Source organism: Actinomadura scrupuli, from assembly GCF_050971785.1.
Classification (GTDB): domain Bacteria; phylum Actinomycetota; class Actinomycetes; order Streptosporangiales; family Streptosporangiaceae; genus Actinomadura_E; species Actinomadura_E scrupuli.
The window spans coordinates 229,370-247,417 of the sequence record NZ_JBPCCU010000012.1 but is presented as its reverse complement, the minus strand read 5'-3'; the positions used below and the strand labels follow the sequence as shown (position 1 = coordinate 247,417).

Here is an 18,048-nt window from a genome sequence, read left to right as displayed (position 1 = left end):
TTGCAGCGAACGCGCCCCGTACGATCCCTGCTGTCCCGGTTCGGCGGCGTTTCGCTGGCCGTGGCCATGACGATCACCCTGTTGCCGTCCACCCCCGCGCAGGCCGAGCCCAAGCCGACGCGCAAGGAGCTGACCGCCCAGGAGAAGCAGCTCGCCGATCAGCTCGAGAAGATGACCGAGCAGTACAACGGCTTGCAGGTACGCCTCAAACAGGCTCAGAAGGCCGCGAAGGCCGCCTCGGACAACGCCCGGTCCCAACAGCGGGGTCTGGACGCCGTACGGCTCAAGGTCGCGCAGATGGCGGCCGAGAGCTACAAGAACGGCGGCATCGACCCTGCGGTGTCCCTCGCCGGGGCGGAGAACCCGCAGGCGCTGCTGGACCAGTCCGCGACGCTGAACTACTTCACCGCGCAGAGCACCAACCAGGTCCGGGACCTGTTCCAGGTCCTGCAGGCCACCACCCGGGCGCAGAAGGCGGCCCAGGACCGCGCCACCCAGGTGAAGAGCCTCGGTGTGGCCTCCCAGCAGAAGCTCAAGAGCATCCAGAGCTCGCTGAAGAAGGTCCGGGGCAAGCTCGGCCAGTCGACCGCTACGCCCGGCCAGAGAGCTCCGAGCGTCGCTGCGGGCGGCGCCTCGGCCAAGGCCATGAAGGCCGTCAACGCCGCACTGGCGCGGCTGGGGACCCCGTACTCCTGGGGCGGTGGCTCGGCCTCCGGGCCGACCTACGGAGTCGCCCAGGGGGCGAACATCAAGGGCTTCGACTGCTCGGGACTGACCCTGTACGCCTACGCGCAGGTCGGTGTGAGCCTTCCGCACTACACCGGCAGCCAGTACAACGCCGGGGTGCACGTCACCCGCGCGCAGCTACGCCCCGGCGACCTGGTCTTCTTCCACGCGGACCTGCACCACATGGGGATGTACATCGGCAACGGCAACTTCGTGCACGCTCCGCAGACCGGTGACGTCGTGAAGATCAGCCCGTTGGCGAGCATGCCCTTCTCGGGAGCGGCGCGCGTGGCCTGACGCCCGTCTCGGGGCCTCCCGGCCCCGAGACGTCATGGGTCAGTGCGCTGCGGTCACCAGCCGTTCCAGTTGCTGTTCCAGTTGCTGTTCCAGTTCCAGTTACCGCCCCAGCCGTTGCCCCAGCCGCCGTTCCAGTTCCAGTCGCCGCCCCAGCCGCCGTGGTGGTGATGGTGGTGGCGGTGCCGGTGATGCCAGCAGCCGCGGTGCCGGTGGCACCAGCCGGCGGACGTCATGGCCTCGGCCGAGCCGGTCGTGGTCACTGTCGTGGTCGTGGTCGTCGCCGTGGCCTCCGCCTGGGCGGCCGGGCTGACCGCGAAGACGCTCCCGGCCGCGAGCCCCAGACCGGTGACCGTCAGCGCCAGGCGCTTGGGAAGCTGCATCTGCATTGCCCTACCTCCTTGCAGAGCGAAGCCGTGCGGACGGATTCGCTCTCGCGCGAGACGACTGAACGGTCACGCGCTTCGGATGTCGTAAGGGGTCATGTGTTTATTGCCTGGATTCTTATGATATGCCCCACGCTGTACAAAGGTGTTCCGCTGGGGCGGCACCATGGGATTCCGAAGGGCGATGCTTTACCCCTCGATGACAATTCACGATGCTGCTTTGGCCGGGCATTTCCTTCGGCCGCTTCGAGGTCGGCTTCGGGCCGGCTTGCGAGTCGGCTTCGGGCTCGGCTTCGAGCCGGCGCTGGTGGCTTCGCGGCGGCGTGAGCGGCGGTTTCGCGCGGCGGGGTGCGTGGGACATGCGATGGCCCCCGGTGCGCCGCCTGCCTCGGCAGTCGGTGCGCCCGGGGGCCATCTGGTCACGGCCGGAGTGAACTCCTCGTCACCGCTTCGACCTGCGGGGGCGGGACGAACCAGGCCCCGGGATGTCCGCGGGTCGATGCGGTGTCAGCCGCCACCGGCTAGTTGTCGTTGTCGTTGTCGTTCCGGTTGATGTTGGTGTTGCGGTTGATGTTCTCGTTGCGGTTGACGTTCTCGTTCCGGTTCCGGTTCTCGTTCAGGTTCTCGTTCCGGTTGCGGTTCCGGTTCCGGTTGCGGTCGCGGTTCCAGTCGCCGTTCCAGTCCCCGTCGGGGTCGTAGCGGCGCTGCTCACCCCGGTGGCGGCGGGGGCACCGGGAGCCACGGCAGTCATCGGAGACTCCGGGCTGACGCACGATGGTCGTGGTGGTGGTGCTGACGGCCTCGGCCGCGGTGGCCGATCCGACCGCGAAGACGCTCCCGGTCGCGAGACCCAGGCCGGTGATGGTCAGTGCCAGGCGCCTTGAGATCTGCATTGCCCTACCTCCTTGTAGAACGAGCCGTGAAGAATGGCTTCGCTCCTCGTGCGGGGCACCGCTGATTCGGATGCGATGTACCTTCTGTGTACCTTCCGTCAGAAATAGCTGCCTACATGCAACTATTCCCGATTAGCCCCTTATGTGGAGCTTAGGGACCTGTTCCCGGTGCCTCAAATGGCCAACCGCGTGATTTTCAGGCTTTGCTCTCCCATGAATTCGGCGAGGATGATTTTCGAGAAATGCCTGCGGATATCGACCTTCCGTACCTGCTGGGCGGGGTCGACCTTGCCCCTGGGGGAGGCTGTAGTGGCGAGCCTGGCCGGGCAGGGCACCCGGCGCCCAGGGAGGCGAAGGCGGGGCTCCTGGCCATCGGGGCGTTCGCGGGAGCATCGCGGCCGTCCCCGAAGGCGTTGCGGCCGTACGACGAGCTGGGCTGTCGCGCCCGGTCCGGACCGATCCGGCTTCGGGTCACCGGTTCTACGACCCACCACGGCTGGAGGACCCAGCACGGCCGGAGAGGGCCCGTCCGGTGGCGTGCGGCCGCGCCGGCTCGGCATGCCGCCGGCGCGCGTCCAGGTGCCGGGCAGATCGCCGCCCGTTTCCCCGACCGGGTGCTCCTGAGCCCTGAGACGTCGCCCTCCGCGGGTGCCGGCAGTGCTCAGCTCCGATGATTCGTCCTATTGGCTGCCATTTGACCTCTCCTGCTGGTCGGGAAATGCCAAGAACTGGTCAACGCCGCATTGGCTCGGTTTTGTGCGCTGTCGCTCCGGGGAGTCATCGGTCGAGGTGAGATTTCCATAAAGGAACCGCAGCCAACTAACTATCTAGGACAATACGGACATCGGACAGGGAATACATGACGAATATCAAGATCTGTGCGGTCTTGATCTGATGATCGACGGGGAGAGAGGACAATGCGAACCCGAAACCGCCTGGGGCTGACCGTGTCCGGCCTGGCTCTCACGGTCGGTGGTGTCTTGACGGTGGGCCTGGCCGGCCAGCTCGGCCCGGCGGCCGCGGCCGTCGGCGAGCACAAGAAGTCGGCGGCCAAGCACAGGTCCCATGCGCACCATGACGACTGCCGCGACGGCGCCGGCAAGGACCAGAACCTGGACTGGAACGCCGATTGGGGGCGTGACTGGGGCAACGACGGCGACAATCGCTGGAACCGCAACTGGGGTGACGGCGGGAACGGCGGGAACGGCGACTGGAGCCGTGACTTCGACAGCGACAACACGAAACCGAAGTGCGCCGGCGTCGTGAACCAGGCGCCCCGGCACCGCTGACGCGGTTCTCCGCGCCGGCCTGACCGCCAACCGGAGGCCGGGCATGCGGGATGGCGATGACGGCCATGCCGAGTCCGCATTGGTGCCGTCGTTACTCCGCCCTTAGGGTCGGTCGTCATGAACCTGACGATCGGGCTCCACACTCCGAACGGGTACGCGGGCGCCGACAGGCACGGCGCCGCGCGTATCGCCTCGCTGGCCGAGGAGCTCGGCTACGACTCTCTCTGGGCCGCCGACCACGTCGTGCTGCCGAGCCCGCGGGTCGAGCCGTCACCCATGGAGCCCGACGATCCCTTGATCGACCCGCTCGTGGCGCTGGCCTTCGCCGCGGCCCGCACCGAGCGGATCCGGCTGGCCACCGGCCTGGTCATCCTGCCCCAGCGCAACCCGCTGGTGCTGGCCAAGCAACTGGCCGGCGTCGACGTGCTCAGCGGCGGACGGCTGATCTTCGGCATGGGGGTCGGCTATCTGGAGCCGGAGATGCGCGCCCTCGGGGTGCCCATGGCGGGCCGTGGGAGGCGGGCGGAGGAGTACCTGCACGCCATGCGCGCGATGTGGAGTTCTCCCGAGCCCGCCTTTCACGGCGGCTTCGTGGACTTCTCCGGCGTCGACGCGCACCCGCGCCCGCTGCAGCAGCCGGTGCCGGTGGTCGTGGGAGGCAACAGCCCGGCCGCCCATGACCGCGCGATGCGGCTGGCCGACGGGTGGTACGGCTGGATGCTCGGGCTTCGGGCCACCGCCGCCCAGCTCGAGTCGCTACGGAGCGCCGGGCACGAGGCCGACCGGCGGCTGCACATCTCGGTGAGCCCCGCTCGCCGGCTCGATCCGGAGACCGCCCGCGCCTACGCCGACCTCGGCGTGGACCGGCTCATCGTGGTGCCGCCGGCGGGCCTGCCGCTGGCCGAGCTGGAACTGTTCCTGGAGCGCAACGCTCCCGCCCGCCTGGGCGCGCGTCCCCTCGGCGACTGACCGGCCGTCGCCCGGACGACACGCCCGGCGAATTCGGTGGACGGCCGGCCATTGTTCGAGCGGTGGTAGCGTCACTTCGGCATTTTCCGCTCCACCGGGGCGCTGGACAAAGACTCGGCATGCCCTTTATGTGGTCCCCCTCGCTTTCCCGAAAGAACGGTAAAAAGCGCAGTGAGCGCCGCACCGCGGCCGGGACCATGACGTGGGGTACGACCCCTGTCCTGTAAGACCCTGTCCTGTACGACCCATGGCCTTTCCGGCTGCCGAACTGCCCGCCCGGTCGGCGACATCGGCCAATCCGCACCATCGAAGAAACGGGAGTAGATATGCGTAACTGGATGAAGAACGGTGCTCGTGCCGCCCTCCTTGTTGCCGGGTTCGCCGCCGTCGGCGGCGGCATCGCCAACGCCGACACCATCGGCGGGCGGTCCCACCTGGCCGCGGTCCACGGCACCACGGCGGGCGCGGGTCTGAGCGGGAGCACCGCCGGCCGGTTCTCCGGCGGGCCGGCCGGCGGCGACGACCTCGGCACGGCCGCCTCCAGCGGGCTCTCACTGAGCGGCCGCAAGGGCCTGCAGTCGTCGGGCACCCTCTGCGGCAGCTCGGCGGTCTCCTCGATCGTGCAGCACGCCGCCTGCGGCAACGCGGGCGTCACCCACCACCACCTGGGCACCGGTCTGGCGGGCTCCGGCACGCTCACCGGCCGCCGGGGCAACGTCGCGCTGCCCGGTTCCGCCCTCGTCCGCTGAGGAAACGCGGGAGCGCAAGGACGACGCGGAACGGGTGCGGGTGCCGGGCCGGCATCCGCACCCGTTCCGGTCCAGGCCCTGCTGATCATTCCCGTAACGTCAGCACCATCTTCCCCGGGCTGTGGCCGCTCTCGATGCGGCGGTGCGCCTCGGCCGCCTGGTCGAGCGGCAGCACGGTGTTGACGACGATGCGCAGCCTGCCGGCGTCCACCAGCTCCGCGAGGCGCTCGAGCCCGTGGTAGTCCGGCTCCACCATGAAGCGCTCAACCCTGATCCCCCGGACGGCGGCCTCCTCGACCAGCGTGGCGTCGCCGCGGGGCACGGGGACGAGCAGACCACCCGTCCGGAGCACCCGCAGCGAGCGGGTGGAGGTCTCCCCACCGACCAGGTCGACCACCACGTCCAGGTCCCCGGTCACCTCCTCGAACCGGGCGGTGGTGTAGTCGATCACTTCGTCCGCGCCCAGGTCATGCAGGAAGTCGTGCTGGGCCGCCCGCGCGGTGCCGATCACATGGGCGCCGCGGAGTTTGGCGATCTGCACGGCCAGATGTCCTACTCCTCCCGCCGCCGCGTGCACCAGGACCCGCTGCCCGGGGCCGGCCTTCGCGGTGTCCACGAGGATCTGCCATGCCGTCAGGCCGGCGAGCGGCAGGGCCCCGGCCTCCTGATGGCTCAGCGTGGCCGGCTTGCCCGCGAGCTGCCGTGAAGGGGCGGCGACGTATTCGGCGTACGTCCCGGCCGGCCGGGGAAAGCGCGGCATTCCGTAAACCTCGTCACCAGGCCTGAAACGAGTCACCCCGAATCCGACTTTTTCCACGATTCCTGACAAATCCCAACCGGCCATGAATGGCGGTCCCACCATCGGGCCAGGTGCGTTGCCCGCGCGGGTCTTGGCGTCCACCGGATTCACGCCGGCGGTGTGCACCCGCACCAGGACTTCGGTGGGGATCGGCGTGGGCCGTGGGGTTTCGGCCAGGTAGAGCACCTCGGGCCCGCCGGTGGTGTCGTAGAGGATCGCGCGCATGGTCGCGTGCGGTTCCCCACCCGGCTCATGTTTATTCTCGCTCATTGGGTGGTCCTCCCCGGAATCTCACATTAGGCCATCCCTTCGAACGCCAAGAACAAGCAAATCAGCACTTTCCACGGTTTCGTCGGCTTGGGCCCCGGGGAAGAGCGTAGATGGGAATATGCGACATGGAATCGCGAATGGCAGCACCTGCGTCACCATTTATCGGTGGTGATGTGAAAGGCACGCCACGGTCAATGGATGGTGCAGGGACCGGATTAGCCTTCATGGGCCTGTTCTACGAGGAGGTAGAACAATGCAGATTCCAAGGCGCCTGGCGCCGACCATCTCCGGCCTCGCTCTCGTGGCTGGGACTGTCTTCGGGGTGAACGCGGCCACCCAGCTCAACGCACAAGCCGCTTCCGTCGCGCCGCAGAGCGCGATCACGACCTGTGGGTGCGGTGGCTGTCACCACCGCTGTCACCACCGCCACAGGCACCACCACAGCCACCACCACTGCAGCTGGGGCTGTGGCGGTGGCTGGAGCAGCTGGAGCAGCAACTGGAGCAGCTGGAACATCAACATCAACGACAACGACAACGACTGGGATGGGGATTGGGATTGGGACGATGACGACGATTAGCCGTCATCACTGATCGCAGGGCAGACGACTAAGCCCCGTCTCCTCCATTAAGCCCCGTCTCCTCCATCGGGTGAGTGCGATACCTCGATGGGGGAGGCGGGGCCCCCTCATGTCGGGCGGAATCCGCGTTCTACCGCGCGGGCCGGACGACGAGTGCGCTGCCGCCGTTGCGGCGCACCGGCTCGGCGACCGCCTGGACCAGCCCCCGCCGCAGGAACTCCAGCCCCGTGGCGGCGCCGATGGAGGGCGGCGACATGTTGTAGAGCTGGATGGTCTGTCCCTTGGCCGTCAGCGCGGCGCCGTACTGATCGATGAACGGCTGTTCCGCGAGGGTCGCGGCGGTGTTGCGCTGGGTGGCGCGCGGAGCGGCGACCGCCGCGGGCAGGGTCATGCCCAGGTCCAGGCGGTTCAGCAGGATCTGCAGCACGGTCGTGATGATCGTCGACCCACCGGGGGAGCCCACGGCGAGGAAGGGTCTGCCGTCCTCGAGCAGGATCGTGGGGGCCATGCTGCTGCGCGGGCGCTTGCCGGGCGCGGGGGTGTTCGGGTCCGTCGCGGACGGGGTGAAGTTGAAGTCGGTCAGCTCGTTGTTGAGCAGGAAGCCCCGCCCCGGAACCGTGATCCCGCTGCCGCCGAACTGCTCGATGGTGAGCGTGTACGCCACCACGTTGCCCCATTTGTCGGAGACGACGAGGTTCGTGGTCTGCGGCCCTTCGTAGGGCAGGCCACGGGTGGCGCCGGAGGGCCGGGCGCAGGCCTGGTACGACCCGTCCGGCGAACCGGCGGCCACCGGCGCGGTCAGCGGGGTGTTCGGGGCGATCAGGCAGGACCGTTCCTTCGCGTACGGCTGGGACAGCAACTGCGACAGCGGCACCTTCACGTACGCGGGGTCGCCGACGAAGGCGGCGCGATCGGCGTAGGCCAGCTTCGAGGCCTCCAGGTAGTCGTGCAGTGCCTGCACCGGGTCCTTCTGGGAGAGCTCGAAGTTCTCCAGGATGTTGAGGGCCTCACCGACCGTGGACCCGCCGGACGACGGCGGTGCCATGCCGTACACGTCCAGGCCCCGGTAGTTCACGTGGGTCGGCGGACGGGACGGCGCGGTGTAGGAGGCGAGGTCGGAGGCCTCCATCAGGCCGGGCCGGACGGTGCGCCCGGCCGCCGGGTCGACCGGCGGGTGCTTGACCGTGCGCACGATCTGCCTGCCGAGGTCTCCTCGGTAGAACCAGCCGATCCCGCGCTCGGCGATCGTCCGGTAGGTCTCCGCCAGGTCGGGGTTGCGGAACGTCGAGCCGATGGCCGGGACCTGCCCGCCGGGCAGGAACAGCCGCCTGGTGGAGGTGATGTCGGCGAACCGGTCGGCGTTCAGCGCGGTCTGGTCGTAGAACTCCTTGTCCACGGTGAAGCCCTGATCGGCGATCTTGATGGCGGGCTGGAGGAGGGTGCTGAGCCGCTCGGTGCCGAAGCGGCGCAGCGCCTGGTCCCACTGGGCGAGCGTGCCCGGCACGCCGACCGACAGGCCGCTGGTCACCGCGTCCGGGAACGGCAGCGGCGCGCCGGTGGCCGGATCGATGAAGGCGTTCTCCCTCATCGCCTGCGGGGCGGTCTCGCGCCCGTCGATCGTGTGGACACGACGGGTCGCGGCGTCGTAGTAGACGAAGAAGCCGCCACCGCCGATCGCCGCGACGTACGGCTCGGTCACGCCGAGCGTGGCGGCCGCCGCGACCGCCGCGTCGACGGCGTTGCCGCCCCGCTTCAGCACGCCGAGGGCGGCCCGGCTGGCATCGAGGTCCACCGTGGAGACCGCGCCCCCGTACCCGGTCGCCACGGCCTGCTTGGCCGGCTCCGGGCTCTGCGTGGGCGAAGCGGTCGCCTGGCCGGTGACGACCAGGGACGCGGCGGTGATCAGAGTGAGCCCGAGGGCGGCGCGGGATCTACGGCGATGCGGCACAGGACCTCCCCAACGGTGATCGATGCACTCAACATTGTCACCGACCCCTCATCGGCACCATTCAGGCGGCCGACCCCGGTCAGGGCTTCCGGGCGACCCCGCCGATGAAGGAGTGGTGGATCGGGTTCTGCGCCAGCTCGCGGTCCACCTGCTCGGAATCGGCCGGGGACGGCCGCCAGAGTGGCGTCGCGACGAGGCCGGGTTCGAGGAGTTCCAGGTCGTCGAAGTAGGCGAGGATCTCCTCGCGGGTCCGCCACCGCCCGGTGCCGAGCCGCTCGTTGAACAGCTTCTCGGCGGCGGCGGACTGCTCGGCCACCTTCGCGTGCTCCGCCCCCGGATTGTGGAAGTGGGAGAGGACGAAAAAATCCGGATGACATAGGCATTGTCGTTAGAAAGGACCCGGCCGCCGGATCCCGTCAGCAGTAGGGCGGCTGGCCGGTCAGTGCCGTGGCGACCCGCAGGAAGATCCCGAACAGCCGGAAGACCTCCGTCATCGGGCCGCTGACCTCGACGGTCCGGTCGTCCCGCCGGGTGACCCCGGGGATGCCCGCCAGGTGGGAGGCGACCGACGTGGACTGCCAGCGCACCGCCAGGGTGGCGGCCTCCGCCGCCGGGGGGACGCGCCCGCCGCCCGGCCCGGCCCGGACCGCGGTCAGCACGGCCGCCTCGATCCGCCCGCGGGCCTCGGCCACCGGATCGAGTTCGGCGGCGAACCGGTCCCGGGTGCGCTTGACCGCGACGGTGGCCACCCCGGCGTCCCACTCGGTCGTCTCCGCACAAGCCGCGTCGTCGCCCGAGAGCATCACGAGCGGGACGCCCATCGCGGCGGCGGTGGCGTGCAGCAGGCCGATCTCGCCCACGAGCCGCCCGTCCAGCCAGATGTCCTCGATCTCGCGGCCCATGAAGCTGTGGCTCAGCACCCCGGAGGTGCCCGCCCGGGCGTGGAAGCCGATGCACACGAGGGCGTCGAAGCTCCCGTCGAGCCCCTCCAGCATGCCCATCGGCTTGGGGCCTCCCCGGACCAGCCGGGCGGCGGGGTCCAGGCGGTCCGGCAGCAGGTTGCGCATCGGCTTGTGCGCGTCGTTGACCACGATCGTGGTCGCGCCCGCGCGCACGGCCCCGCGGACCGCGGCGTTGACGTCCTCGGTCATCATCACCCGGCCGTGCTCGTAGTCCCGGCCGTGCGGCTGGACGTCCTCCGCGTCCACGAGCCCGGTGATGCCCTCCATGTCCGCGCTGATGTAGACCTTCATATGCCTGCCTTCAACCCTTCAACCGGATGCGCGTGCGGTCGGGCCGAGGGAAGCTCCGGCCATGAATCTTCCCCTTCAGCCGCCCGGTACACGACCGGGTACGCCCTGTTCAGGGCAGGCGTTCCGGAACGGCGCCGCCGGCCGCTCCCGCAGGCGGATCACCGCTGCGCGCGACCCGACCGCGCGAGCGCCTGGACGCCGGCCCGGAGCCCGGGTTCAGCGGCTCAGGCGCTCAGGAAGGGCCGGGCGACCAGCTGAGCGGCAGCGAGTCCACGCCGTAGATGCCCTCGATGCCGCCGAGCGCGGGAGTCCCGCCGAGGGAAAGTCCGGGCAGCCGCGGCGCGAGGAACGTCAGCGCCTCCTCCAGCTCCGCCCTGGCCAGGTTGGCGCCCAGGCAGTAGTGCGCGCCGGCGCCGAACGTCAGCAGGCGGCCGTCCGGCTCCGCGGTGATGTCGAACCGCTCGCCCTGGCCGGACCCGGTCTCGCGGTTGGCGCGTTCCGCGCAGATGGCCACGATCGTGCCGGCCGGGAAGACCACTCCGCGGTGCTCGACCTGCTCGACGCAGATCCGGGCGGTGAAGGGGGTGATGGGCTCGTGCCGCAGCACCTCCTGCACCGCCCGGCCGGCGAGTTCCGGCTCGCCGCGCAGCAGCGCCCACTGCCCGGGATGCTCGGCGAAGAGCCGCAGGGCGTGCGAGAGCTGGGCCTGGGTGGTGTCGACCCCACCGGCCAGCACGTTCACCACGAGGTTGACGCACTCGGCGTGCGAGAGCCGGTCGCCGTCCTCCTCGGCGGCCAGCAGAGTGCTCACCAGATCGTCCGAGGGCTCCGCCCGCCGCCGCTCCAGCAGCGCCTCGACGTAGTCGTAGACCTCCTCGACGGCCCGCTCGATACGCGGGAGCTCGCCCGCCAGCGCACGGATGTCGAACTGCCGCTGTACCCAGCTCGACCATTCGTGCAGCCGCGGGGCGTCCTCCAGCGGCGCGCCGAGCACCGCCGCGATGGTGAGCGAGGGGTACGGCTTGGCCACCGCAGCGACGAACTCGCAGGAGGTCGCGGACTCGTCCCACAGCCCCGCCAGGAACTCCCGCATCGCGGGGCGCCAGCGCCGTACCGCCCGGGGGGTGAACGCGGGGCCCACCAGGGCGCGCAGCCGGCGGTGGTGATCACCGGTCTGGTTGAGGATGTTGGCGTCGATCTGCTCCCAGAGCCGCCCGCTCGTGACGCCGAAGATCTCGGCCATCTGGCGGCCGGGGAACTCCGTCGCCCGGGAACGCAGGAAGAACTCGCCCGACTCGCGGTCCAGCACCACGACGGACAGCGGGCCCTGGGCGAGCCAGCCGTGCTCCGCGACCTCGGCGAGCCGCCGGTGGTAGACCTCGCCGGTCAGATCGGGCGCGGAGTAGTCGAAGTCCGGGAGCTCCAGCTCGGTCACGATCGTCACGGAACCTCCACCTCGCGGTCACCCGCCCGCCGAGCGGTCGGGCCGTCGCCGAGCGCGTCTCTCGGCATGCGGCGAGCAAACCTCGCAAAACGCCCCTGACCGTACCGGTAGGCGACCTGGCCCGCTAGTCACGGGACCGGGAGGCGGAATCCGCGGCCTGCTGGGCGCCGATCCACGCGTCGACCCGCTCCCATTGCGCGTACAGCCACTCGATCTGTGCCTCGCGCTCCGTGGGGATCTCCTCGGCGGCGACGCGCCACCAGTGGGCGTGGACCACGTGCCGCAGGGGCAGGTGCCGCCAGATGTCCCGGACGGAGCTGAGATCCTCCAGCCCGCTGTGCGCCACGAAGACCACGTCGGCTTCCGGCGCGGCGTCGACCGCGGCGAGGGTGCCGCCCGGCCTCGGCGGCATGACGTTCCGCATCCGGCCGGCGCGCATCGCCTCGCGGTGCCGGCGCAGCCGCACCAGCCGGCGGATCGCGCGGCGCCGCCGGGCCGGAGTGAAGTTGCCTCCCTCCGGAAAGATCACCATTGCGTCGGCCGGGCCGAGACCCCCGGCGAGCCGCTGGATCTGCTCCGTCATGCCCTCGCCCGCCGCGTGCACGAACACATTGGGCAGCCGGTTGGCGGCGATGTCGATGCAAGGGTCGAGCTGCAGCAGTGCCTTCATCACCACGCGCGGCCGCCGCCCGTAGTCGCTGAGCAGGTGATGGACCAGCAGCAGGGCGTCCCCCGGGCCGGCGTGCCGGCTCAGGACGATCAAGGGCCGGGACGGCCGGCCGGCCGCGTCGTCCGGGGCGGGCCATGCCTCCTCGATCTCGATGCGGAGGCCGAGATGCCGTTCCGCGGCCCGGTAGAGCCCGGCGGTGTAGTCGCGGATGATCTTGTAGTGCCGGTCCCAGTACGGCTCGGTACGGACCCGGCCCCGGAAGCCGCTGGTCAGCCAGGGTCCCAGGCAGGCGAGCACGGCCCATGATTCCAGCGTCCCCCAGGCGAGGGTGAACCACAGCAGCCGTACGGCCCGGTAGCGGCCCCCGGCGGTCAGCGACATCAGGGCGGCGACCGCGTAGGTCACCGGGAAGGTGACGACGACCACGAGCGTCAGCGCGAACAGCACCGGAGTGATCACCAGGCGCCGGATGATCGGAGGTGGCAGCATGGCGCGGCTCAGGCCACTTTCTCCAGGTAGATCGCGGAGGAACGGTAGGCCCGCTCGATGTGAGACTCGATCGCGGACATGTTCCGGTAGCGCACCTGGGCGAGGTCCACGCCCGCCTTCCTGCTCTCGCCGCCTGCCGGGAGCACGTGCACGGTCACGTCGTCGGGCAGCGAGGACATCTCCTCGAAGAAACGATGGCGACGGGCGATCTCGAAGGCCACCAGCCCGACCTCCCAGGGGCGCCGGGGCGGTGCCAGGGCCCGCTCGATCCGGCCGACGTGCAGGACGTAGACGGTGGTGGCGCCGAGCTGGACGGCCCGGCCGACCGGAATGCTGTGCACCAGCCCGCCGTCGAAGTAGTGCTCGCCGTCGATGCGGACCGGCGGGAGCAGTCCGGGCGCCGCCGCCGAGGCCAGCACCGCCGGGATGATCGGCCCGGTGGTGAACCAGTGCGCCATCGCGCGCTCGATGCTCGCGGCCACGCACTGGAACGGCACGGCGAGCTCCTCGAACGAGGAGACCGGCAGGAGCTCCTCCAGCATCCTGCGGAGCGGCGCGGCCGAGTGCAGATGGGTGCCCGAGCGGGCCAGGGTCCACAGCCGCTCCCAGACCGGCGCGCCCAGCGCCGTGCGGGCCGCGTGGTCGGACCACAGCCTGGTCAGCCGTGACACCGCGTTCGCCGGGTCGGCCGCCACGAGCGCGCCGTTGAGCGCCCCGATCGAGGTCCCCACGACGACGTCCGGGCGGATCCCCGCCTCGTCGAGGGCCCGCAGCATGCCGACCTCGTGCGCGCCCAGCATCCCGCCACCGCCGAGCACGAAGGCCACTCGCGCCGGTTGCTCCACTGCGTCACCCCTTGATCCAGCAGCGAGCCTCTCCGGTGGCGCCGCCGCTAAACCTGGCGAGCCGTGGGGCAAGGCGGTCAGAATGCCCCTCTACTGCCCGAACTGCTGTGCGATACCTACTCATTACCCATGAAACGAAGTCAAAGCGCTGAAGTTCTGCCAAAAGTTGCGCTGGAGCACTATGGTCTGACTCCAGTCATCGGCCCCCTACACAGTGCGAGGAGCCCCGGCTCCGCACGATGGTTCCGCATCCCTCTGCCACCCATCGCCCACGAGGAACTGATCGATGTCAGCAGCTCACACGTTCGTCCGCCGCCACGCAGGGCGTCCACCCTTCCTCCGGGCCCTCCTCGTCCTGCCGGGCAGCGCGGTCGTCACCGGTGCCGTGTGCTGGTGGGTGGTGGCGGAGGCGCCGGCCGCGGGACGGACCACGGTGGGCCTGTCGCTCGGCGTGGCGGCGGTCCTGGTGTGCCTCGCCGTGACGGCCGCGGCGTACGCGGTGCAGGCGGCCCGCCATTTCCGGGACCGCATGGAGGCGATGGACGCGGAGGCCGCACGACTGGCCGACGACATGCTGCCCATGGTGGTGAAGCGGCTGCGTGACGGGGCGTCGGTGGACACCGCGCTCGCCGAGGTACCTCAGCCCGCCGACCGCGCTCATCGGCGCATCCTGCGGACGCTGGCGCAGGAGGTCGGCAAGGGGGACCGGATGCGCGCGGCCGCCATGTCGGCCTGTGCGAACGCCGCCGGCCGGGTCCAGGCACTGGCCACCAGCATGCTCGCCGACCTGCGGGAGATGGAGCACCGGCATGACGAGGAGGTCCTAGGCGACCTGCTGAAGCTCGACCACAGCACCGCGCAGGCCGGCCGGCTGGCCGACAGCATCGCCGTGCTGACCGGCGCGCGCTCCGGCCGGCGCTGGACCAAGCCGATCGTCATGGAGAGCATCGTGCGCGGAGCGGTGGGCCGCATCAGCGCCTACCAGCGGGTGCGGGTGCACTCGACCAGCGGTGTCGCGGTCGCCGGGTACGCGGCCGAGGGCATCATGCACGCCCTCGCCGAGGTGATGGACAACGCCACCAGCTTCTCGCCTCCCTCGGAGGAGGTGCACGTGTACGTGGAGGAGATGCACGCCGGCGTGGTGATCACCGTCGAGGACGGTGGCCTGGGCATGAGCTCCGCCGCGCTCAGCCGTGCCGAGAAGGCGGTCTCCGCCGAGCCGCTGGACCTGACCACGCTGTCCGGCACCCGGCTGGGCCTGGCGGTGGTGGGCTGCCTGGCCCGCAAGCACGGCCTGACCGTCTCCTTCCGGCCGTCCTCGCGCGGCGGCACCGGCGTCGTGGTCATGATCCCGCAGCAGTTGATCACGCAGGCCGGGCCCGTGCTCGCACCGGACGCCCCCCGGCCGGTGGAGGTCCCCGCCGCGGATCGCCCGGCCGCAGAGCCCGCCGCGACGGCCGAGCCCGCGACGCCGTCCGCCGCCGCCGCGCCGGTGGCCGAGGACGACCAGGGCGGACTGCCCAAGCGGCCCCGCGGGAAGACGCTCGCGTCCTCGCCGTCCACGCCCTCTCCGGCGGCGAAACCCACGCCTTCCCCGTCCGATGCCGGGTCGAGGTTCAGCGCTTTCCGCCAGGCCGGCCAGGACAGTGCTGCTTCTCCCTCGCCGGAGGACGACCGGAACTGACCGCCACCCCGGTTCTCGCCCCGGACCGGGCGGACACGAGAAGAGATTGGAGGGAGGGGCGACCTGTCCGGCGTCGATGCCCGGAACCGCCCCATGATCCCGATGAAGACCACAGACCGCGACCTCGCCTGGTTGCTGGAGAACCTCCTGGAGAGGACGCCGGAAACCCGCCACGCCCTGGTGCTGTCGAAGGACGGCCTCAAGCTGTGCCATACCAACGGGCTGTCGGTGGACCAGGCCGACCAGCTGGCCGCCATCGCCTCGGGGATCCAGAGCCTGTCCTACGGCGCCTCCATCGAGTTCGGCGACGGCAGCGGCGGGGTGAGGCAGTCCATGACGGAGTTCCACGGGGGGATCCTGTTCATCGTGGAGGCGGGGGAGGGCGCCCATCTCGCCGTCGTGGCCGCGGACGACGCCGAGGTCGGCCTCATCGGCCACAACATGCACGCGCTGGTGGAGCAGATCGGTGAATATCTGACCGCTCCGCCGCGGGAGCCCGAGCAGAGCGGCAGGCCGGCGTGAGCTCCCGGTCGGTCGACAACGAGGACCCGGACCGGCTCTACACCGTCACCGGCGGGCGCAGCCGTACCGACGCCGGCGCCATGGACATGGTCGCGCTGATCGTGAGCGAGTGCGACCCGGTGCCGGGCATGCAGTCCGAGCACGTCAAGATCCTGCGCATGTGCCGCCGGCCGACGGCGGTCGTGGAGATCTCCTCCGAGCTGCGGCTGCCGGTGAGCGTCGTCAAGATCCTGCTCTGCGACCTGCTCGACACGGGGCGCGTCACCGCCCGTCATCCGTCCCCGGCCTCCGCAAGAAGGTCGCTACCCGACCCCGAAATCCTGAAGCAGGTGCTCGTTGGACTTGAAAACCTCTGAGCCGGCCGCCCGTACCCCGCTGCAGAGCACGGCCGACCACGGTCTCAAGATCGTTATCGTCGGCGGGTTCGGTGTCGGCAAGACGACCATGGTCCGCTCGGTCAGCGAGATCCGTCCGCTGAGCACCGAGGAGACCATGACGCGGGCGGGCGTCGGGATCGACGATGCCGCCGGGGTGCAGGGCAAGACCACGACCACGGTCGCCTTCGACTTCGGCCGCATCACCCTCAACGCGCGCATGGTGCTCTACCTGTTCGGCGCCCCGGGGCAGGAACGGTTCTGGTTCGTCTGGGATCGGCTGTTCTCGGGGACCCTGGGAGCGGTCGTGCTGGTGGACACCCGGCGGCTGGCCGACTCCTGGTACGCCATCGACCGCCTGGAACACCACGGGATGCCGTTCATCGTCGCCGTCAACGACTTCGGCGGCTCCGAGCACTCCCTTGAGCAGGTGCGCAACGCGCTGTCGCTGTCCGAGGACGTCCCGCTGATCGACTGTGACGCCCGCCGCCGTGACTCCAGCAAGGCGGTGCTGATCGCTCTCGTCAAACACCTGTACGCCCTGTCCGCCCGGGAGCGCACATCATGACCGGCACCGAGCCCGACCAGACCCCTCCCTCCGGCGGCCCGCAGCCGGAGGGCCGCCCGGCCCAGGAGGGGGCCGCGGCGTTGTACGGGCCGCGGTTCCGGCAGGATCCGGCGCAGGTGTACCGCGAGCTGCGGCGCGTTCACGGGCCGGTCGCCCCGATAGAGCTCGACGGCGGGGTGCCGGCGTGGCTGGTGCTCGGGTACCGCGAGCTCCGCCACGTCCTCGGCAACTCCCAGCTCTTCGGGCGCGATTCCCGCCGGTGGAACGCCTGGGACGCCGTTCCGCCCGACTGGCCCCTGATGCCGGCGGTCGCCTACCAGCCCTCCGTGCTGTTCGCCGAGGGGGCCGAACATCAGCGGCATGCCGGGGCGATCAGTGAGGCCCTCGCCGCCGTGGACCAGTTCGAGCTGAGCCGCCAGTGCGAGCTGATCGCCGACGAGCTGATCGACCGTTTCGCCGGCACGGGCGAGGTCGATCTGGTGGCCCGGTACGCGCATCCGATGCCGGTACTGGCCGTGGCGAAGATGTTCGGGCTGGCCGACTCCGAGGCACTGGATCTGCTGCGCAATTCCACGGCCGTCGGCGCGGAGATGCTCGAGGCCCTCCAGCGGACCAATGTCATCCTGCAGCGGCTGCTGGACGCCAAGCGCGAGCGTCCCGGTCCGGACGTGACCTCGCGGCTGCTGGCGCATCCCGCGGCGTTCACCGACGAGGAGCTCCTCCAGGATCTGATCGTGGTCACCTACGCCGCGCAGCAGCCCACGACCGACTGGATCGGGAACACCCTGCGGCTGATGCTGACCGACGACCGGTTCGCGGTGAGCCTCGCGGGCGGCCGTCGCAGCGTCGGGCAGGCGCTGAACGAGGTGCTGTGGGAGGACACCCCGACCCAGAACCACATAGGGCGCTGGGCCATCCAGGACACCCGGCTCGGCGGGCAGCACATCGCAGCCGGCGATCTTCTCGTTCTCGGCCTGGCCGCCGCGAACAACGACCCGCAGGTGCGCCCGGACTCCCACGCGGGGCCGGCCGGCAACCAGGCCCAGTTGTCCTTCAGCCACGGCGAGTACCAGTGCCCGTATCCGGCGCCGGAGCTCGCCGAGGTGATCGCCAAGGCCGCCGTGGAGGTGCTGCTCGACCGGCTCCCCGACGTGCGGCTGGCCGTGCCCGCCGAGGCGCTGCAATGGAGGGAGTACGTCCATGCGCGCGGGCTGACCGCCCTGCCGGTGAAGTTCACCCCCGCGTACGTCACCGGGCGGCCGGGTTAGGGCGCTCGCCCTTCTGGAAAGCGCCGGC

At 70.6% G+C, this 18,048-nt stretch carries 18 protein-coding genes; 9 read left to right on the top strand and 9 right to left on the bottom strand.

Annotation, left to right across the window (positions count from 1 at the left end; translation table 11 throughout):
- Positions 1-1,023, top strand: a complete 1,023-nt coding sequence (locus ACRYCC_RS38900; protein ID WP_433819092.1) for a C40 family peptidase — start codon at positions 1-3, stop codon at positions 1,021-1,023.
- Positions 1,024-1,076: 53 nt separating this feature from the next.
- On the opposite strand, the gene ACRYCC_RS38895 is transcribed toward ACRYCC_RS38900, so the two are convergent.
- Both ACRYCC_RS38895 and ACRYCC_RS38890 read right to left on the bottom strand, forming a co-directional pair.
- Positions 1,077-1,409 carry a hypothetical protein gene (locus tag ACRYCC_RS38895; RefSeq protein WP_433819091.1) on the bottom strand — a complete coding sequence of 111 codons (333 nt, stop codon included), beginning with the start codon at positions 1,407-1,409 and terminating at the stop codon, positions 1,077-1,079.
- Between the two features lie 518 nt (positions 1,410-1,927).
- On the bottom strand, positions 1,928-2,299 hold the full coding sequence (locus ACRYCC_RS38890) for a hypothetical protein (protein WP_433819090.1): 372 nt from the start codon (positions 2,297-2,299) through the stop codon (positions 1,928-1,930).
- 917 nt (positions 2,300-3,216) lie between these two features.
- Between ACRYCC_RS38890 and ACRYCC_RS38885 the strand changes: the two genes are divergently transcribed.
- The 3 genes from ACRYCC_RS38885 (at position 3,217) to ACRYCC_RS38875 (ending at position 5,306) form a co-directional block, all read left to right on the top strand.
- Positions 3,217-3,588, top strand: coding sequence for a hypothetical protein (locus ACRYCC_RS38885; protein ID WP_433819089.1), 372 nt, complete (start codon positions 3,217-3,219; stop codon positions 3,586-3,588).
- Positions 3,589-3,705: 117 nt separating this feature from the next.
- Positions 3,706-4,557 carry an LLM class F420-dependent oxidoreductase gene (locus ACRYCC_RS38880; RefSeq protein WP_433819088.1) on the top strand — a complete coding sequence of 284 codons (852 nt, stop codon included), beginning with the start codon at positions 3,706-3,708 and terminating at the stop codon, positions 4,555-4,557.
- A gap of 326 nt (positions 4,558-4,883) precedes the next feature.
- Positions 4,884-5,306, top strand: a complete 423-nt coding sequence (locus tag ACRYCC_RS38875) for a hypothetical protein (RefSeq protein WP_433819087.1) — start codon at positions 4,884-4,886, stop codon at positions 5,304-5,306.
- 85 nt (positions 5,307-5,391) lie between these two features.
- On the opposite strand, the gene ACRYCC_RS38870 is transcribed toward ACRYCC_RS38875, so the two are convergent.
- The 7 genes from ACRYCC_RS38870 to ACRYCC_RS38840 form a co-directional block, all read right to left on the bottom strand.
- Positions 5,392-6,375 carry an NADP-dependent oxidoreductase gene (locus ACRYCC_RS38870; RefSeq protein ID WP_433819086.1) on the bottom strand — a complete coding sequence of 328 codons (984 nt, stop codon included), beginning with the start codon at positions 6,373-6,375 and terminating at the stop codon, positions 5,392-5,394.
- Positions 6,376-7,085: 710 nt separating this feature from the next.
- On the bottom strand, positions 7,086-8,903 hold the full coding sequence (ggt, locus tag ACRYCC_RS38865) for a gamma-glutamyltransferase (RefSeq protein WP_433819085.1): 1,818 nt from the start codon (positions 8,901-8,903) through the stop codon (positions 7,086-7,088).
- A 79-nt stretch (positions 8,904-8,982) separates the two neighbouring features.
- Positions 8,983-9,219, bottom strand: coding sequence for an SAM-dependent methyltransferase (locus ACRYCC_RS38860; protein ID WP_433819084.1), 237 nt, complete (start codon positions 9,217-9,219; stop codon positions 8,983-8,985).
- A 100-nt stretch (positions 9,220-9,319) separates the two neighbouring features.
- Positions 9,320-10,156 (bottom strand): M55 family metallopeptidase, encoded by an 837-nt coding sequence (locus tag ACRYCC_RS38855; protein ID WP_433819083.1) that lies wholly within the window; start codon positions 10,154-10,156, stop codon positions 9,320-9,322.
- 232 nt (positions 10,157-10,388) lie between these two features.
- Positions 10,389-11,600, bottom strand: a complete 1,212-nt coding sequence (locus ACRYCC_RS38850; protein WP_433819082.1) for a cytochrome P450 — start codon at positions 11,598-11,600, stop codon at positions 10,389-10,391.
- 124 nt (positions 11,601-11,724) lie between these two features.
- The gene (locus tag ACRYCC_RS38845) at positions 11,725-12,759 is read right to left on the bottom strand and encodes a 1-acyl-sn-glycerol-3-phosphate acyltransferase (protein WP_433819081.1); all 1,035 of its coding nucleotides are present in this window, start codon (positions 12,757-12,759) and stop codon (positions 11,725-11,727) included.
- Between the two features lie 8 nt (positions 12,760-12,767).
- The gene (locus ACRYCC_RS38840) at positions 12,768-13,604 is read right to left on the bottom strand and encodes a patatin-like phospholipase family protein (protein WP_433819080.1); all 837 of its coding nucleotides are present in this window, start codon (positions 13,602-13,604) and stop codon (positions 12,768-12,770) included.
- A gap of 286 nt (positions 13,605-13,890) precedes the next feature.
- Here ACRYCC_RS38840 and ACRYCC_RS38835 point away from each other — a divergent pair, with 286 nt between their 5' ends.
- The 5 genes from ACRYCC_RS38835 (at position 13,891) to ACRYCC_RS38815 (ending at position 18,020) form a co-directional block, all read left to right on the top strand.
- Entirely contained in the window at positions 13,891-15,288 is a 1,398-nt protein-coding gene (locus ACRYCC_RS38835) for a sensor histidine kinase (protein ID WP_433819079.1), read from the top strand.
- Positions 15,289-15,390: 102 nt separating this feature from the next.
- Complete coding sequence (locus tag ACRYCC_RS38830) at positions 15,391-15,810, top strand: roadblock/LC7 domain-containing protein (RefSeq protein WP_433819078.1); 420 nt, start codon at positions 15,391-15,393, stop codon at positions 15,808-15,810.
- On the top strand, positions 15,807-16,166 hold the full coding sequence (locus ACRYCC_RS38825) for a DUF742 domain-containing protein (protein WP_433819077.1): 360 nt from the start codon (positions 15,807-15,809) through the stop codon (positions 16,164-16,166). The genes ACRYCC_RS38830 and ACRYCC_RS38825 overlap by 4 nt, the downstream gene beginning before the upstream one ends.
- Positions 16,153-16,752, top strand: a complete 600-nt coding sequence (locus ACRYCC_RS38820) for a GTP-binding protein (protein ID WP_433819076.1) — start codon at positions 16,153-16,155, stop codon at positions 16,750-16,752. Before ACRYCC_RS38825 ends, ACRYCC_RS38820 begins: the two co-directional genes overlap by 14 nt.
- Positions 16,749-18,020, top strand: a complete 1,272-nt coding sequence (locus ACRYCC_RS38815; RefSeq protein ID WP_433819075.1) for a cytochrome P450 — start codon at positions 16,749-16,751, stop codon at positions 18,018-18,020. Before ACRYCC_RS38820 ends, ACRYCC_RS38815 begins: the two co-directional genes overlap by 4 nt.
- Positions 18,021-18,048: the final 28 nt, after the last annotated feature.

Coding starts and splice junctions, on each gene's coding strand:
- ACRYCC_RS38815 (WP_433819075.1), top strand. CDS start 16,749: ATGACCGGCACCGAGCCCGACCAGACCCCTCCCTCCGGCGGCCCGCAG.
- ACRYCC_RS38880 (WP_433819088.1), top strand. CDS start 3,706: ATGAACCTGACGATCGGGCTCCACACTCCGAACGGGTACGCGGGCGCC.
- ACRYCC_RS38835 (WP_433819079.1), top strand. CDS start 13,891: ATGTCAGCAGCTCACACGTTCGTCCGCCGCCACGCAGGGCGTCCACCC.
- ACRYCC_RS38875 (WP_433819087.1), top strand. CDS start 4,884: ATGCGTAACTGGATGAAGAACGGTGCTCGTGCCGCCCTCCTTGTTGCC.
- ACRYCC_RS38830 (WP_433819078.1), top strand. CDS start 15,391: ATGAAGACCACAGACCGCGACCTCGCCTGGTTGCTGGAGAACCTCCTG.
- ACRYCC_RS38845 (WP_433819081.1), bottom strand. CDS start 12,759: ATGCTGCCACCTCCGATCATCCGGCGCCTGGTGATCACTCCGGTGCTG.
- ACRYCC_RS38870 (WP_433819086.1), bottom strand. CDS start 6,375: ATGAGCGAGAATAAACATGAGCCGGGTGGGGAACCGCACGCGACCATG.
- ACRYCC_RS38855 (WP_433819083.1), bottom strand. CDS start 10,156: ATGAAGGTCTACATCAGCGCGGACATGGAGGGCATCACCGGGCTCGTG.
- ACRYCC_RS38895 (WP_433819091.1), bottom strand. CDS start 1,409: ATGCAGATGCAGCTTCCCAAGCGCCTGGCGCTGACGGTCACCGGTCTG.
- ACRYCC_RS38890 (WP_433819090.1), bottom strand. CDS start 2,299: ATGCAGATCTCAAGGCGCCTGGCACTGACCATCACCGGCCTGGGTCTC.
- ACRYCC_RS38885 (WP_433819089.1), top strand. CDS start 3,217: ATGCGAACCCGAAACCGCCTGGGGCTGACCGTGTCCGGCCTGGCTCTC.